Source organism: Marinobacter sp. tcs-11, from assembly GCF_002049515.1.
Classification (GTDB): Bacteria; Pseudomonadota; Gammaproteobacteria; order Pseudomonadales; family Oleiphilaceae; genus Marinobacter; species Marinobacter nauticus.
Genome location: NZ_LLYU01000013.1, coordinates 28,187 through 43,458, shown reverse-complemented (window position 1 = coordinate 43,458; position 15,272 = coordinate 28,187). Strand labels below are relative to the sequence as shown.

13 protein-coding genes are annotated in these 15,272 nt (G+C 59.2%); 6 read left to right on the top strand and 7 right to left on the bottom strand.

Features of this window, described 5'->3' with window-relative positions; translation table 11 throughout:
* Positions 1-101: 101 nt before the first annotated feature.
* Genes ilvG through ilvD form a run of 3 tightly spaced genes read left to right on the top strand, consistent with a single transcriptional unit; the run spans position 102 to position 3,772 of the window.
* The gene (ilvG, locus tag ARC85_RS13975) at positions 102-1,799 is read left to right on the top strand and encodes an acetolactate synthase 2 catalytic subunit (protein WP_286715157.1); all 1,698 of its coding nucleotides are present in this window, start codon (positions 102-104) and stop codon (positions 1,797-1,799) included.
* On the top strand, positions 1,796-2,074 hold the full coding sequence (locus tag ARC85_RS13970) for an ACT domain-containing protein (RefSeq protein ID WP_011785586.1): 279 nt from the start codon (positions 1,796-1,798) through the stop codon (positions 2,072-2,074). The genes ilvG and ARC85_RS13970 overlap by 4 nt, the downstream gene beginning before the upstream one ends.
* Positions 2,075-2,095: 21 nt before the next feature.
* Entirely contained in the window at positions 2,096-3,772 is a 1,677-nt protein-coding gene (gene ilvD, locus ARC85_RS13965) for a dihydroxy-acid dehydratase (protein ID WP_141067555.1), read from the top strand.
* A 337-nt stretch (positions 3,773-4,109) separates the two neighbouring features.
* Here ilvD and cynS read toward each other — a convergent pair whose 3' ends face one another.
* Genes cynS through ARC85_RS13945 form a run of 4 tightly spaced genes read right to left on the bottom strand, consistent with a single transcriptional unit; the run spans position 4,110 to position 7,796 of the window.
* Complete coding sequence (gene cynS, locus ARC85_RS13960; protein WP_014420938.1) at positions 4,110-4,553, bottom strand: cyanase; 444 nt, start codon at positions 4,551-4,553, stop codon at positions 4,110-4,112.
* Positions 4,554-4,580: 27 nt separating this feature from the next.
* Positions 4,581-5,489 carry an ABC transporter ATP-binding protein gene (locus tag ARC85_RS13955; RefSeq protein ID WP_141067554.1) on the bottom strand — a complete coding sequence of 303 codons (909 nt, stop codon included), beginning with the start codon at positions 5,487-5,489 and terminating at the stop codon, positions 4,581-4,583.
* Positions 5,490-5,544: 55 nt separating this feature from the next.
* Positions 5,545-6,372 (bottom strand): nitrate ABC transporter permease, encoded by an 828-nt coding sequence (gene ntrB / locus ARC85_RS13950; RefSeq protein WP_014420936.1) that lies wholly within the window; start codon positions 6,370-6,372, stop codon positions 5,545-5,547.
* Between the two features lie 2 nt (positions 6,373-6,374).
* Positions 6,375-7,796 carry an ABC transporter substrate-binding protein gene (locus ARC85_RS13945; protein ID WP_286715154.1) on the bottom strand — a complete coding sequence of 474 codons (1,422 nt, stop codon included), beginning with the start codon at positions 7,794-7,796 and terminating at the stop codon, positions 6,375-6,377.
* A 302-nt stretch (positions 7,797-8,098) separates the two neighbouring features.
* On the opposite strand from ARC85_RS13945, the gene ARC85_RS13940 reads away from it, so the two are divergent.
* Positions 8,099-10,015 (top strand): sigma 54-interacting transcriptional regulator, encoded by a 1,917-nt coding sequence (locus tag ARC85_RS13940; protein WP_014420934.1) that lies wholly within the window; start codon positions 8,099-8,101, stop codon positions 10,013-10,015.
* 56 nt (positions 10,016-10,071) lie between these two features.
* Here the strand turns inward: ARC85_RS13940 and ARC85_RS13935 are convergent, their stop codons facing one another.
* The 3 genes from ARC85_RS13935 to ARC85_RS13925 all read right to left on the bottom strand — a co-directional run bounded on the left by ARC85_RS13935 (position 10,072) and on the right by ARC85_RS13925 (position 13,433).
* Entirely contained in the window at positions 10,072-11,253 is a 1,182-nt protein-coding gene (locus ARC85_RS13935) for an acetyl-CoA C-acyltransferase (protein WP_206851246.1), read from the bottom strand.
* 192 nt (positions 11,254-11,445) lie between these two features.
* Entirely contained in the window at positions 11,446-12,594 is a 1,149-nt protein-coding gene (locus ARC85_RS13930) for an acyl-CoA dehydrogenase family protein (RefSeq protein WP_011785589.1), read from the bottom strand.
* A gap of 77 nt (positions 12,595-12,671) precedes the next feature.
* Positions 12,672-13,433 carry a 3-hydroxyacyl-CoA dehydrogenase gene (locus tag ARC85_RS13925; RefSeq protein WP_011785590.1) on the bottom strand — a complete coding sequence of 254 codons (762 nt, stop codon included), beginning with the start codon at positions 13,431-13,433 and terminating at the stop codon, positions 12,672-12,674.
* Positions 13,434-13,550: 117 nt separating this feature from the next.
* On the opposite strand from ARC85_RS13925, the gene ARC85_RS13920 reads away from it, so the two are divergent.
* Positions 13,551-13,970, top strand: coding sequence for a MerR family transcriptional regulator (locus ARC85_RS13920; protein ID WP_114433516.1), 420 nt, complete (start codon positions 13,551-13,553; stop codon positions 13,968-13,970).
* Between the two features lie 64 nt (positions 13,971-14,034).
* Positions 14,035-15,201, top strand: a complete 1,167-nt coding sequence (locus ARC85_RS13915; protein WP_286715151.1) for an isovaleryl-CoA dehydrogenase — start codon at positions 14,035-14,037, stop codon at positions 15,199-15,201.
* Positions 15,202-15,272: the final 71 nt, after the last annotated feature.

Here is a 15,272-nt window from a genome sequence, read left to right as displayed (position 1 = left end):
CGGGTGAGATAGCGACAACCTGACAACGACACCAGAAACCCCCGGCACCGCAAGGTCCCGGGGGTTTCTTTTTTGCGGCAAAGAAAAAGGGAAAAACGACCATGAACGGCTCACAGCACATTCTTGCAGCGTTCCACCGCCATAACATCAGCACGGTTTTCGGGTATCCGGGTGGCTGCATCATGCCCCTGTACGACGCGCTGGTGGATGACGTGGGTGTGGAGCATGTGCTGTGCCGCCACGAACAGGCCTGTGCCCTGGCGGCAGACGGTTACGCCCGGGCCAGTGGCCAACTGGGAGTTTGTATTGCCACCTCCGGCCCCGGCGCCACCAACCTGATCACTGGCGTTGCCAATGCCTACATGGATTCCATCCCCCTGCTGGTGATCACCGGGCAGGTCCCCTCCGGATTGATTGGTACCGACGCCTTTCAGGAAACCGACATCCTTGGCATGACCCTGGGCATCGTCAAACACAGCTACCTGGTGGATGACCCCGAAGACCTGCCGGGCATTCTGGAGGAAGCCATCGACCTGGCCCAGGCTGGCCGCCCCGGGCCGGTGTGGATTGATATTCCCAAAGATATTCTGTTGTCCGAGATTGAGGCTCCAGCCCCGGCCTGCACCGAGGCACCGCCAGCGCATTGCCCGGAGATCGGCCCGGCCCTGGCCATGCTGAGATCAGCCAGGCGGCCCCTGCTCTACAGCGGTGGTGGTGTGTCTCTGGCCGGAGCCGAAGACCGTTTTCGTACCTTTGCCGAAGTCTCGGGGCTGCCGGGCGTCGTTACCCTCAAAGGCATAGGCAACGCCGGCCGAAACAACCCGAATGATCTGGGCATGCTCGGCATGCACGGTTCCCGGGCGGCCAACAAGGCGGTTGACGAGTGCGACCTTCTGGTCGTGATCGGCGCCCGGCTGGATGACCGTGCCACCGGCAAGCTGGACGGGTTCGCGCCCAATGCCAGGATGATCCACGTTGATGCCGATGCCGCCGAGATCAACAAACTGCGGCCGGCAGACCTGTCTCTGCGTGGTGACCTGAACGCCATCCTGGCGGCATTAACCGATGCCATTGCGGCTGAGCCACTGGCCATCGACGCCTGGCAGAAACAATGCCGCACCTGGCATACCACCGGAGGCTTTCGCGCCGCAGATAACGAGGAACCGTTGGCCTCCATTACCGGCCCCGCATTCATTCGTCAGCTTTCCGGCATTACCGGCGACAACACCATCATCGCCTGCGATGTTGGCCAGCACCAGATGTGGGTTGCCCAGTACTACCAGTTCGCCCATCCACGCCACCACCTGACCAGTGGTGGTCTGGGCACCATGGGCTTCGGGCTTCCGGCGGCCATCGGCGCCCAGTTCTCGGACCGAACACGAACCGTCATCAACGTGACCGGTGATGGTTCGTTCATGATGAACGCACAGGAACTGGCCACCATACGGCGCTACAACCTGCCGTTGAAGCTGATCATTCTGGACAACCAGTGCCTGGGCATGGTTCGTCAGCAACAGGAACTGTTCTACAACAACCGCGAAAGCCAGATCGATCTGGATGACAATCCGGACTTTGTCGCCATGGCCCGGGCGTTCGATATCCCGGCCCTGCACATTGAGCGGACCGACCAGATCCGCCGCGGCATCGAAACCATTCTGGCTTACAACGGCCCGATGCTGCTGCACGTTGCCATCAGTCGTGAAGAGAACGTCTGGCCCATCGTCAAAGCCGGCGCCAGCAACAAGGAAATGATTGACGAACCCCGTAAAACGAACAGCCGCAAGGAGCAGGTAGCATGAAGCCGAATCATGAAAGCGCCAGTCAACGATATACCCTGAATTGCCGCATGAACCAGGAAGCGGCAGCTCTGGAGCGGCTGTGCCGGGTGGTGCGGGTACGCGGCTTCCGGATTTCCAGGATGGCCATGGAATCAACTGGCGACACCCTCGACATTGCCCTCACACTGGAGGGTTCCCGGCCAGTTGCTATGCTTCAATCTCAGCTGGAGAAACTGCATACCGTTGCCGGAGTTGAACTGGTCTCCGATACCATGGCACGGTCGCGATCAGCTTGAAACGACGGAGAGGGATAACGCATGACAACCGATAAACGACGCCGACACTCGGCACCGGTGGTAGACGGTATCAACAAGTCCGCCAGCCGGGCCATGCTCCGGGCGGTAGGTTTTACCGACGAGGATTTCCGCAAACCCCAGATTGGCATTGCCTCCACCTGGAGCAATCTCACCCCCTGCAACATGCACATTGACGGCCTGGCCCGGGAGGCCGCCAAGGGTGCCGACGGAGCCGGGGGCAAGAGCCTGATCTTCAACACCATCACTATCTCTGATGGCATCGCCAACGGCACCGAGGGCATGAAATATTCTCTGGTGTCGCGCGAGGTGATTGCCGATTCCATTGAGACCGTGGCCGGTTGTGAGGGCTTCGACGGACTGGTCGCCATCGGTGGCTGCGACAAGAACATGCCCGGCTGCATGATGGGCCTGGCCCGGCTGAACCGGCCCTCGGTCTTCGTTTACGGCGGCACCATCATGCCCGGCGAGAACCATACCGACATCATCTCCGTGTTTGAGGCGGTGGGCGCCCATGCCCGCGGTAACATGGAGCTGATCGAAGTCAAACAGATCGAGGAAACCGCGATTCCCGGGCCAGGCTCCTGCGGCGGCATGTACACCGCCAACACCATGGCCTCCGCCATTGAGGCCATGGGTATGAGCCTGCCAGGCAGCTCGGCCCAGAACGCCGTTTCCGACAGCAAACTGGCGGATTGCGAAGCCGCGGGCGCCGCGGTACTGAAACTGCTGGAAGCCGATATCAAGCCCTCCGACATCATGACCCGGGAAGCCTTCGAGAACGCCATCACCGTGGTGATCGCGCTGGGCGGTTCCACCAACGCCGTGCTTCACCTTCTGGGTATGGCCAGTACCGTGGGAGTGGAGCTGTCACTGGACGATTTCGTACGCATCGGCAAACAGGTACCGGTCCTGGCAGACCTTCGCCCCTCCGGCCACTACATGATGTCCGAGCTGGTGGCCATTGGTGGCATTCAACCGCTAATGAAGATGCTGCTAGACCGGGGGCTGCTGCATGGGGACTGCCTCACGGTGACCGGCAAGACCCTGGCAGAGAACCTCGAGACCGTGGTGCCCTACCCCGAAGACCAGCAGATCATCCATGCCTTCGACAACCCGATCAAAGCCGACAGCCATTTGCGCATTCTCTACGGCAACCTGGCTCCGGAAGGCTCGGTGGCGAAGATTACCGGTAAGGAAGGCACGCATTTTTCCGGTCGAGCCCGAGTGTTTCACTCTGAAGAGGAAGCCCAGGCGCGCATCCTGGACGGCACCGTGGTGGCCGGCGACGTGCTGGTGATTCGATACGAAGGCCCCAAGGGCGGGCCCGGCATGCGGGAAATGCTCAGCCCCACCTCGGCGATTATGGGTAAAGGCCTGGGCAGCGATGTAGCCTTGATTACCGACGGCCGCTTCTCCGGTGGCAGCCATGGTTTTGTGGTTGGCCATATCACACCAGAGGCCGCCGTGGGCGGGCCAATTGCGATGGTGGAAGACGGCGACACCATCACCATTGATGCCGTGAGCAACTCGATTGTGCTGGAAATCTCTGACGCGGAAATGGAAAAACGGCGCAAAGCCTGGACGCCGCCGGAACCCCGATTTACCCGGGGCGTGCTGGCCAAGTATGCCCGTGTGGTGAGTTCCGCATCTACGGGGGCCGTTACCGACTTGCCGTAGTTAGGGTTGGGCTCGCAGCCTTGTTGTTATGGGGCAGGTACGGCGGGTATGGGGTATTTTTCTTCGGGAAAAAGAACTCGCTTCGCTCAGACACCTTTTTCCTGTCAGAAAAATACCCCATACCCCCCTACCGACGTGCAGAACAGATATAGCCTTTTTGAAAGACATCACTGCGTTACCCGTAGTGCCCGTCGGCGCGGGGTGGTTGGTGGGTTTTTCGCCGGAAAAAGGTGTCTGAGCGAAGCGAGTTCTTTTTCCAAGAAAAATCCACCGGCCACCCCGCAAGCCCGCCCCGCAGCCAGAAGGCTAGGAACGAGGCAAACTCAAAGTCCGACGACTACCAGGCCTTATAAGGCAGGAACTTCCCATTCATGGTAACCACCACCCGGTCGCCCTTCGGATTCTCTTCCTTCTCAATGTCCATGGTGAAGTCAATGGCACTCATGATGCCATCCCCGAACTTCTCGTGAATCAGCGCTTTCATGGTATCGCCATACACGCCTACCACTTCATACAGGCGATAGATCAGCGGGTCTTGGGGAACAGCGCCATCCCACGCTTTTTTGGGGCAGACCTGCAGGGCTTCGGCTACCGGCTTGTCGAGGCCGAGGGTTTCGCAGAGGGCGAAAGCCTTGTCCTCGGTGAGGCTATTCATCCCGAGAGCCGCAGAGGTGGTGAACACCGGCGACAGCCCCACTGCCTCGGCAATCGCTTCCCAGGTCATGCCCTTGGCAACTTTGGCTTCAAGGATTTTTGCGGTCATCAGTTCTTTGTTCATCATGGTTGGTTCCTCTCTTCATTTTTTACGTCAGGCATTCACCGCACGAGCGGCAGTTTCGGATTTGGTTTCAGGTTCGGCCGCCGCCGGTTCCGGCTGAGCGATACCTTTGGCAGGCTCGACAACTTTCGGGCTGCCGTCTTGTTCCGGCAGGGCCGAGCCGCTTCGGTTGACCAGGAAGTCAACCAGGTAGTCCCGGGTCTTGTGGTAAGCCGGGTTCTGGAAAATGGTGGCCCGCGCCCGCGGATGCGGGATGTCCACTTTCACACTCTCGGCGATGCGAGCATTGGGGCCGTTGGACATCAGAAAGATGCGGTCGGACAGGAGAATGGCTTCATCGACATCGTGGGTGATCATGAACACGGTCTGGCGGGTTTCTTCCCAGATCTTCACCAGTTCATCCTGAATCACTCCTCGCGTAAGGGCATCCAGCGCGCCGAAGGGTTCATCCAGCAGCAGGAGTTCCGGCTGGGTAGCGAAGGCCCGGGCGATGCTCACCCGTTGGCGCATGCCACCTGAGAGCTGCGAGGGCTTGCGGTTCATGGCGTGCTCCAGGCCCACCATTTTCAGGTAGCGCTCGCTATGCTCCCTCACCTTTTCCTTGGACCAGCCGGGCCAACGGGCTTTCACCGCAAATACGATGTTGTTCAGGGCGGTTTTCCAGGGCAGCAGGCTGTAGTTCTGAAACACCACGCCGCGCTCCAGGCCCGGGCCCTTTACTTCCTTGCCGTTCATCACCACGTTGCCGGCGCTGGCTTCGTCCAGGCCAGCCAGCACGTTCAGGATGGTGGATTTGCCGCAGCCGGAGTGGCCGATGATGCAGACGAACTCGCCTTTTTCCAGGGCAAAGCGGATATCCTCGAAGACGGTCAGCTCACCGCCCTGGCCATCCGGATAGACTTTGGACAGACCATCTACTTCCAGGAATGGTTTACTCATAACAGGTCTCCGTTCGGAGGGTTGAGGCCGGCATCGGCGGCCGGTGCCGGGCCGCTCATTCTTTGTACTCCACCAGTTTCTGGGCCTTGCCCAGGGCCAGGTCCAGCAGCATTCCCACCACCCCGATCATCAGGATGGAGAAGATCACACTGGCCAGATCCAGGTTGTTCCACTCGTTCCACACGTAGTAGCCAATGCCGGTGCCGCCCACGAGCATTTCCGCCGCCACGATGACCAGCCAGGCAATACCGATGGAGATGCGCATGCCGGTCAGGATGGTGGGCGCGGCCGCCGGCAGAATCACGGTTAACGCGGTTTTGATCGGCCCCAGTTCGTGGGTTCGGGCCACATTCACCCAATCCTGCCGGACATTGGCCACACCAAAGGCGGTGTTAAGCAGCATCGGCCAGATCGAGCAGATGAAGATCACGAAGATGGCCGAGGCGTCCGAGTCCTGGATGATGAACAGGGCCAGGGGCATCCAGGCCAGCGGCGAAATCGGCCGCAAAACCTGGATGTAGGGGTTCAGGGCCTTGTACATCAGCGGAGACATACCGATCAGGAACCCCAGCGGCAAGGCGATGGCCATGGCCGCCAGGTAGCCGGTAAGTACCCGGTACACCGAATAGGCCAGCTGGATGCCGATACCCTTGTCGTTGGCGCCGGCGTCGTAGAACGGATTCGACAGCTCGGCCCAGGCCAGCTTGATCACCGCTGATGGGGGCGGTACGCGGGATTCCTGGTCAGCGCCACCCATGAGCATTTCGTATTCGCTCATTCCGGTCTGGGCTTCCGGCGGCTGGGTTGCCATTTCCCACAGCCCCAGGGCCACAATCAGGAACGACACCGACAGCAACGCCGCCCGTATGTTCAGGGAAGCCATGGTTACACCCTCCCGATCGCAAAGCTGCGGGCATACTCTTCCGCGCTGTCCGGATCAAAAGTCTTGCCCATGATGATGTGGGTCTTGTAGGTCTTGTCCGGCGCGCTGTAGCCCATCTCCTCCATGAGCTTGCCGGTTTCTCCAGCCAGGTAGACCTGCTCGGCGATGCCCTTGTAATCCACGTCGCCCTCGATGTAGCCCCAGCGCTTCATCTGGGTGAGGATCCACACACCCATGGAATGCCAGGGGAACGGATCGAAATCGATGCGATCCGGCACATTCTTCACCTCGCCCAGGCCGTCCGCGTAGTACCCGGTCAGCACCTGCTGTATTACCGGGACCGGCTGGTTCAGGTAGTTCTTGGGCGCGATGGCTTCGGAAATTTCCTTTCGGTTTTCAGGGTTGTTGGAGTATTGGGTGGCATCAATGATGGCGCGCAGCAGGGCTCCATAGGTATTCGGATTCTGAGTCGCAAACTGCTGGCTGCAGGCGAAGGCGCAGCAGGGGTGACCTTCCCAGATATCCTTGGTAAGCATGTGAATGAAGCCCACCTTCTCCCACACGGCACGCTGGTTGAACGGGTCCGGTGACAGGTAGCCATCGAGGTTACCGGCACGCAGGTTGGCCACCATCTCGGGTGGCGGAACCACTCGGATCTGCACGTCCTTGTCCGGGTCGATACCGTTCTCGGCCAGGTAGTAACGCAGCAGGAAGTTGTGCATGGAGTATTCGAACGGCACGCCGAACTTGAAGCCCTTCCACTGCTTGGGATCGCGTTTGTCCTTGTGGTCCACGTGCAGCACGATGGCCTGGCCGTTGATGTTCTCCACGGCCGGCATGATGAACGGCTCCGGTGTGGAACCGGCACCCATGGTCATGGCCAGGGGCATTGGGGTGAGCATATGGGACGCGTCGTATTCACCGGCCAGGGACTTGTCCCGGGCCACGGCCCAGCCCGCAGTCTTGGTCACGGTCACGTCCAGGCCGTAGCGCTCATAGAAGCCCATGGGGTGAGCCATAATGATCGGCGTGGCACAGGTAATGGGTACAAAGCCGACGTTCAGTTTGGTCTTCTCAAGCTTGCCGAGGGATTCCTTAACCGCAGCCTTGGCCTTGTCCATGGGGAACACGCTGCCCAGCAGCGCGGCGGCGGTGCCCGCACCCATCATTTTCATGAAGCTGCGGCGGCTGTGGTCGTTGTGGCCGAATACGGAGCGGACAACGGCGCTCTCGATGGCTCGGTCCATCATCTCTTCTGAATTCAGTGGCGCCTCCGATGCATCCTGCCTGCTGACGGAAGATTTTAGGTCCAGCGAAATTGCCGGGGCGTCCTGGCCGGGCTTACAGTCCGGGCAGCCACAGGTTTTGGCGTGGATCAGCGATTTGTCTCCATCAAACGGATTACCAAGGCTCTTTGTCGTCATGGGGCACTCTCCTGAAGTACGGGTCGTTTATGCACTCTTGCGGTGCAGTAAAGTGGTGGCTCGGCTCCCGGAGAGAATCTGCTCCCGGGCCGACAACACGTTCTGGAGGAGATATCGCAGGGTTTGTGCCAACCCCAAAAAAATATTTAACACCTTGTTTTATATTGCTTTTATTTTTCTTCGGTGCTTCCTGCCAATTACGAACTTTCGTAATTAACGATATTTCGTAGCCTCCACTACGAAATTTCAGAGTTGGCACAAGGTTTGTTCTGTCTCTGTCAGGCCAGAGAAAGGACAACCCGATGACAATCAAAGCCGCGATAACATCCACCAGTACCACCAGCTGGATTGACCACCTGCCGGAGGCGGCGCTGCTGGTGGATGCCGGGCGCGATCTCATCATCGCTGCCAACAGCGCCATGGGGCGGCTGGTCGGAACCGACAGACAGTCTCTGATTGGTACTCCCTGTACCCACCTGTTCACCGACCAGCGGCCTCAGCTCATCGCCTTTACCGAGGAAACCCTGTTTCGCAGTCATGGCTGGAGCCGGGATTTCATCCTGCAGCATCGGGATGGGCGCAACGTGGAGCTGGAGATTTCTTCCTCACGGGTGGGTGAAGCCGAATCCCAGAGCCTCCTGCTACTGCTTCGGGACCGGCGCCAGCTGCGCACCTTGCGGGAACGACACGACGCCAACCACTACCACCGGGGTGGCCTGCTGGAATGGCGGCGGGTAGAAGAACTGTTCAAGGACATGGAGCGGGAAAACCAGTTGATCCTGCACGCGGTGGGCGAAGGCATTTACGGGGTGGATGCCGAGGGACGGACGACCTTTGCCAACCCGGCAGCGGAACGCATGCTGGGCTGGCGCATTGACGAACTGATGGGAAGGGTGATTCACCGGGTGGTGCACCACTCCCACGAAGACGGCAGCATCTTCCCCCTGAAAGAATGCCCTATCTATGCCGCGTTTCGGGACGCCAGTGTAAAACGGGTTGGCGAGGACTGGTTCTGGCGCAAGGATGGCACCGGCTTTCCGGTGGAATACACCAGTACGCCCATTATAGACAATGGCCACCCGGTTGGTGCCGTGGTGGTGTTTCGCGATATCTCTGCCCGGCTTGAGACTCAGAAGGAATTGCAAAAAGCACTGGAGGAAGTGGAAACCCTGAAACACCGCCTGGAAATGGAAAACGCCTACCTTCAGGAAGAACTCAGTGCGGAATACCACTTTCACGAAATTTTAGGCCAGAGCGATGCTATCAAAGCCATCGTGCGCAGAATCGGAATGGTCGCCCCAACCGATGCCAACGTGTTGATCACCGGGGAATCCGGTACCGGCAAGGAACTCATTGCCCGGGCCATTCATCAGTCAAGCAGCCGGAGGGATCGCCCCCTGATCCGGGTAAACTGCGCAGCGATTCCCAAGGATCTGTTTGAGAGTGAGTTCTTTGGCCATGTAAAGGGTGCCTTTACCGGAGCCGTCAGTGACCGGGTTGGTCGCTTCGAGCTCGCCGATGGGGGTACCCTTTTTCTGGATGAAGTGGGCGAGATCCCACTGGAGCTCCAGGGCAAGCTGCTGCGGGTCTTGCAGGATCAACAGTTCGAACGCGTGGGGGAAAACCACACCCGAGCCGTGGACGTTCGTGTCATTGCCGCCACCAACCGCGACCTGAAAACCGAGGTCCGGGACAAAAACTTCCGGGAGGATCTGTACTTTCGCCTGAATGTGTTCCCTATTGAGTCGGTGCCGTTGCGCCGACGTATCGAGGACATTCCCATTCTCGCCCAGGAGTTTCTGAACCGGGCGTGCCAGAAATTCAACCGGCCACCGCTGGCACTCCGGGAGCGGGACGTGGAAACGCTCAAAGCTTACCCGTGGCCAGGCAATGTTCGGGAGCTGGAAAACGTTATTGAACGTCAGGTAATCACAGCCGATGGCCGGCTGGATCTGGACCTGCAGGGTCCGGATTCTGCCGCCAGACACACGCTGGAACCCATGCCGCCAGCCAGGCATTTCGACGGTGAACTGATGACAGAGCACGAACTCAGGGAGCTTGAGACAAACAACCTGAGACGAGCCCTGAAAATCAGTGGCGGCCGGGTGTTCGGCGACGATGGCGCCGCTGCGCTGCTGGGTGTCAAACCGACCACCCTGTCCTCACGCCTGAAAAAGCTGAAAATCGAACCGCGACAATTCCAGGAACGGGATCTTTAACCCGGCCACCCCGCAAGCCGCCCCAGAGCTGACAGGCTACAGGGAATATAAGCCGATCAGATCAGCTCAATAGCCACAGCCGTGGCTTCACCACCACCGATGCAGAGCGAGGCTACACCACGCTTAAGCCCACGCTGTTTCAGCGCATTGATCAGGGTGACGATGATCCGGGAGCCGGACGAGCCGATCGGATGCCCCAGCGCGCAGGCACCGCCGTGCACGTTGACCTTCTCCGCAGGAAGCTTCAGCTCATTGATCGCAGCCAGGGTGACCACGGCAAAGGCTTCGTTGATCTCGAACAGATCCACATCATCCACACTCCAGCCTGCTTTCTTCAGCACCTTTTCGATGGAACCGATAGGCGCGAGGGTGAATTCAGCCGGTAAACGGGCGTGAGTCGCATGCGCCACGATGCGGGCCTGCGGGGTCAGGCCCCGGGCATCGGCTTCGGCGGCGGAGGCCAGTACCAGCGCGGAAGCTCCATCACTGATGGAGCTGGAGTTGGCGGCGGTGACAGAACCGTCCCTGGCGAACGCGGGTTTGAGATGTGGAATTTTCTCCGGTTTGGCGTTGCCCGGCTGTTCATCGGTATCCACTTCGGTGTCACCGCCCCGGCCCGGGACCGTTACCGATACGATTTCGTCCCGGAACCAGCCGTTTTCGATGGCCGCCAGGGATTTCTGCAGGGAGCCGATGGCGAATTCATCCATGGCCTGGCGGGTGATGTCGAATTTGTCAGCCGTGCGCTGCGCGAAGACGCCCATCAGCCCACCCTCGTAGGCATCCTCCAGACCGTCCAGGAACATGCTGTCGAGTACCTGGCCATGGCCCATGCGCATGCCGGCGCGGGCTTTCGGCAACAGGTACGGTGCCTGGCTCATGTTTTCCATGCCGCCGGCGATCATGATGTTATTGGTGCCAGCTTTGATCTGGTCGTGAGCCATGATGACGGCCTGCATGCCGGAGCCGCACATTTTGTTGATGGTGGTACAACCTGAGCTGTCCGGGATACCAGAGGCCCTTGAGGCCTGGCGAGCTGGTGCCTGGCCCAGACCGCCGGGCAATACGCAGCCCATGATCACTTCCTGGATGTCTGCCGGCTGAAGGCCAGAGCGCTCAATGGCGGCCTTTATGGCGACGGCGCCCAGGTCCGGTGAACGTACCGAGCTCAGGGAGCCCATCATTCCGCCCATGGGGGTTCGGGCGGAGCCTGCTATAACGATGTCATTGTTGTTCATTGAATCTGGTCTCCATGTTGGGAGTCAGGTTCGATCAGGGGGATACCTTTCCGAGACACGCTGTGAATACATCCCTGTACGCTCGACAAAAGCCATCCATGGCTTTTGACGGTCCCGGAAAGGTATCCCCCTGCTCGAACCCCATACATTTCAGTCGCCTTCAAAAAGAATTAGCGCTGGATTCAGGAGGTACTATCTTCCGAGTACCGACCGGGCAATGATTTCCTTCATTACTTCCGACGTGCCGCCATAAATCCGCTGCACCCGGGCATCAATAAAGTTCCTGGAAATCGGGTACTCCGTGGTGTAGCCATAGCCGCCAAACAGCTGCAAACAGCCATCAGCAACACGACACTGCATCTCGGTAGCGCTGTACTTGGCCATGGACGCCGTGGGGGCATCCAATTTGCCCTCTTCGTATTCCCGGATGCACTGGTCCACAAACGCTTTGTTGATGCGGTAATCCGTTTCCATGCGGGCAATTTCGAAGCGTGTGTTCTGCAACTGGCTGAGCTTCTGGCCAAACAGCTCACGCTCCTGGGCATACTGGATGGTCATGTCCAGCGAGCCCCGGGCCGCTGCCACCCCCAGCGCTCCGATCACCAGTCGCTCACGGGGCAGTTCGCGCATCAGGTAAACGAAACCCTGTCCTTCCTCGCCCAGCAACGCCGAGGCAGGTACGCGCATGTCGGAGAAAAACAGCTCGGAGGTATCGCCAGAGTGCTGGCCAATCTTGTCCAGGTTCCGGCCTTTGCTGAATCCTGGCAGCGACGTATCCACCAGGAACAGGCTGATCCCCTTGGCTCCGGCTTTGGGGTCGGTTTTGGCGGCGACAATGACCATATCGGCGTGTTGGCCGTTGGTGATGAAAGTCTTGGAGCCGTTTAGGATGTAGTCGTCACCGTCTTTCACAGCGCTGGTGCGCATGGCCTGCAAGTCGCTGCCGGCGCCCGGCTCGGTCATGGCAATGGCGCCCACCGCCTCACCTGATACCATCTTCGGCAGCCACTGCTGTTTCTGCTGTTCATTGCCGATATGGCTGAGATAGGGCGCGACAATGTCGGAATGCACCATCACGTTGGTGGAAAGCGCACCGAATCCCAGCCGGGCAAGCTCCTCACCCACCACGACCGAGTACTGGAAGGGTGCACCGCAGCCGCCACAGTCTTCCGGCACATCGACGCACAGCATGCCTGCATCGCCCAGAGTGTTCCAAAGCTCCCGTGGCACAATGCCGCTTTTTTCCCAAGCTTCGTAATGCGGGGCCACTTCGGTTTCCAGAGCCTTGATCACAGACTCCCGGAAAAGAGCCAGTTCTTCCTGATCGACAGGGTTAGTCATATCACTCACCTGTGGTTCCCGGTTCGCTTTTGGCGAACGCCATTACAGAAACCCGCTTTTGGCAGGTTGTTTCAATGTCACTTTGGCGCCATCCGCAGGGCACAATCAAGCCGGATGACTTCGCCATTCAGAATCGGGTTGCGCACCATCTGGTCCACCATCATCCCGAACTCTTCAGGTTTACCGAGGCGTTTCGGGAAAGGCAACGTGGCTGCAAGGCTGTCCTGCACTTCCTCGGGCATACCCGCCAGCATTGGTGTCATAAACAGGCCAGGAGCAATGGTATTCACCCGAATCCCTTCACGGGCCAGCTCACGGGCCGCCTGCAGGGTCAGGGAAACCACACCACCTTTGGATGCGCTGTAAGCCGCCTGGCCAATCTGGCCTTCGTAGGCAGCAACCGAAGCGGTATTGATGATGACACCGCGCTCGCCGTCATCGTTGGGTTCCCGTTGCGCCATGTCGGCTGCCGCCAGCCGCAGAATATTGAAGGTACCAATCAGGTTGACCTGGACCACCTTACTAAAACTCTCCAGTGGCATGACGCCTTCCCGGCCCAGAATCTTCGCCGCTGGCGCAATACCCGCGCAGTTCACGGCGACACCGCAGGGGCCATGAGCCTCTCGCGCAGCAGTGACAGCAGCCTCAGCACTGTCAGCCGAGGTCACATCGCAATGCAGGAAGATGCCGCCGAGCTCAGCCGCAACCTTCTCGCCCTGTTCCTTGTTCACATCAAGAATCGCAACCTTGCAGCCAGCCGCCGCCAGAGCACGGGCAGCGCCCTCACCCAGACCGGAGGCACCGCCTGTTACAATTGCCGGCACATTCTGGAATTCCATCGGGTACTCCTTATTAACAATGATCGAAGTCTGATCCGCGGGTATCCATTCGGACCACAAAAACACTTTACGTTTACGTAAACTTTAACTAACCTTGGTGAAAAAAGGAAATCCGTCATGAGCGAAAAACGAACTTTCAGCATCAGCGAGCTTTCCCAGGAGTTCGACGTAACCACACGAAGCATCCGCTTCTACGAAGACCAGGGGCTTCTGAACCCCACCCGGCGCGGGCAGACCCGCATCTTCAGCAACAAAGACCGGGTACGCCTGAAGCTGATCCTGCGCGGCAAGCGCATGGGTTTTTCCCTGGCCCAGACCAAGGAGCTGTTCGACCTTTGGGATGAAACCCTCACCGGCAACGAAAAGCAGCTGTTGAAAATGCTCGAAATCCTGGGCGACCGGCGCGCGCACCTTGAACAACAGAAAGACGACATCGCGCAGGCGGAGATGGAAATAGACACCGCAGAAACCCGATGCCGCGAAGCCCTGGAAGAACTTCAGAAAAAGAAAGAACAACAAAGCCTGGCCACCGACTAAGGCAACAACCGGCAGCGGGCCGCTTAACGACACGCACTAGCAAGAACAAAAAAGGCAGCACACCATGAAATCCCAATACAGCGAACTCAACTTCGGCCTGGGCGAAACCCTCGACAGCCTGCGTGAACAGGTCAACCGCTTCGCCGCCGATGAAATCGCTCCCCGGGCCGAGGAAATCGACCGCACCAACGAATTCCCCATGGACCTGTGGCGCAAACTGGGCGACATGGGCCTGCTGGGTATCACCGTGAGTGAAGAATACGGCGGCTCCGACATGGGCTACCTGGCACACGTCATCGCCATGGAAGAAATCAGCCGCGCCTCCGCCAGCGTTGGCTTATCTTACGGCGCCCACTCCAACCTGTGCGTGAACCAGATCAACCGCAATGGTACCGAAGAGCAGAAACAGAAATACCTTCCCAAACTCATCACTGGCGAGCACATCGGCGCCCTGGCCATGTCTGAACCCAACGCCGGCTCCGACGTCATCTCCATGAAACTCCACGCCCGGGATGAAGGCGACCACTACGTCCTCAACGGCAACAAAATGTGGATCACCAACGGGCCAGACGCCAACACCTACGTAATCTACGCCAAAACCGACCCGCAAGGCGGCTCCAAAGGCGTCACCGCCTTCATCGTAGAACGCGACTACCCCGGCTTCAGCCGCCACCAGAAACTCGACAAACTCGGCATGCGCGGCTCCAACACCTGCGAACTGGTGTTTGAAGACTGCAAGGTTCCCAAAGAAAACGTCCTCGGTGGCGTAGGCAACGGCGCCAAAGTACTGATGAGCGGCCTCGACTACGAACGCATCGTCCTATCCGGCGGCCCCCTCGGCCTCATGCAAGCCGCCATGGACGTGGTCATCCCCTACATCCGCGAGCGTAAACAATTCGGCCAGGCCATCGGTGAATTCGAACTGGTACAGGGCAAAGTCGCCGACATGTACACCTGGATGAACACCGCGAAATCCTACGTCTACATGGTGGCCCAGTCCGCCGACCGCGGCGAAACCACCCGCAAAGACGCCGCCGGCGCCATCCTCTACTCCGCCGAAATGGCCACCAAACTGGCCCTGGACGCCATCCAGCTGCTGGGCGGCAACGGCTACATCAACGAATACCCGACCGGCCGCCTGCTGCGGGACGCGAAACTCTACGAAATCGGCGCTGGAACGTCTGAAATCCGACGGATGCTGATCGGTCGCGAGCTGTTCCTGAACAAGTAACGACGCACAGAATCCAGCTCCAATTGTACGACTAGGGACTGGAGGGGTGTCGTTCCGAAAATTTCGGAGGC

Excerpts from the sequence above, each read along its gene's own strand:
- ARC85_RS13915 (WP_286715151.1), top strand. The coding sequence starts at position 14,035 with ATGAAATCCCAATACAGCGAACTCAACTTCGGCCTGGGCGAAACCCTC.
- ilvG (WP_286715157.1), top strand. The coding sequence starts at position 102 with ATGAACGGCTCACAGCACATTCTTGCAGCGTTCCACCGCCATAACATC.
- ARC85_RS13970 (WP_011785586.1), top strand. The coding sequence starts at position 1,796 with ATGAAGCCGAATCATGAAAGCGCCAGTCAACGATATACCCTGAATTGC.
- cynS (WP_014420938.1), bottom strand. The coding sequence starts at position 4,553 with ATGATGAACAAAGAACTGATGACCGCAAAAATCCTTGAAGCCAAAGTT.
- ARC85_RS13925 (WP_011785590.1), bottom strand. The coding sequence starts at position 13,433 with ATGGAATTCCAGAATGTGCCGGCAATTGTAACAGGCGGTGCCTCCGGT.
- ARC85_RS13945 (WP_286715154.1), bottom strand. The coding sequence starts at position 7,796 with ATGACGACAAAGAGCCTTGGTAATCCGTTTGATGGAGACAAATCGCTG.
- ARC85_RS13940 (WP_014420934.1), top strand. The coding sequence starts at position 8,099 with ATGACAATCAAAGCCGCGATAACATCCACCAGTACCACCAGCTGGATT.
- ntrB (WP_014420936.1), bottom strand. The coding sequence starts at position 6,372 with ATGGCTTCCCTGAACATACGGGCGGCGTTGCTGTCGGTGTCGTTCCTG.
- ARC85_RS13930 (WP_011785589.1), bottom strand. The coding sequence starts at position 12,594 with ATGACTAACCCTGTCGATCAGGAAGAACTGGCTCTTTTCCGGGAGTCT.
- ARC85_RS13935 (WP_206851246.1), bottom strand. The coding sequence starts at position 11,253 with ATGAACAACAATGACATCGTTATAGCAGGCTCCGCCCGAACCCCCATG.
- ilvD (WP_141067555.1), top strand. The coding sequence starts at position 2,096 with ATGACAACCGATAAACGACGCCGACACTCGGCACCGGTGGTAGACGGT.
- ARC85_RS13920 (WP_114433516.1), top strand. The coding sequence starts at position 13,551 with ATGAGCGAAAAACGAACTTTCAGCATCAGCGAGCTTTCCCAGGAGTTC.
- ARC85_RS13955 (WP_141067554.1), bottom strand. The coding sequence starts at position 5,489 with ATGAGTAAACCATTCCTGGAAGTAGATGGTCTGTCCAAAGTCTATCCG.